Source organism: Deinococcus alpinitundrae (assembly GCF_009982895.1).
Classification (GTDB): domain Bacteria; phylum Deinococcota; class Deinococci; order Deinococcales; family Deinococcaceae; genus Deinococcus; species Deinococcus alpinitundrae.
The window spans coordinates 1-279 of the sequence record NZ_WXZL01000202.1 but is presented as its reverse complement, the minus strand read 5'-3'; the positions used below and the strand labels follow the sequence as shown (position 1 = coordinate 279).

Genomic DNA, 279 nt, shown 5'->3' with positions numbered 1-279 from the left:
CTGGTTCACCCGCGATGCGGAGACCATGCTTCGCGTCGGCGAGGCGCTTTTGCCGCCAGCACCGCCGCTCGCGGCCCAGTTTCTCATGATTCCCGCAGCCTTCGCCAATGCCGATCCCGACGTCGTCGCCGCCCTCGAACCCGCGCTCGCCAGGCTGGGCCCGATGGGCGAGGCCGACCCGGTGCCGGAAGGGTTCGACCGGATGCTGGCCTGGCAGAACGCCGTGCGCGGGCGCGAGACGTGGCTGACGCTGGGCGGCTTCATCGAGACGGTCAAGCC

General features: G+C 71.0%; 1 protein-coding gene. It reads left to right on the top strand.

The features are described from left to right. Positions 1-279, top strand: a 279-nt coding sequence (locus GUI70_RS23040) for an amidase (RefSeq protein ID WP_202630586.1), incomplete at both ends; no start/stop codon positions are given.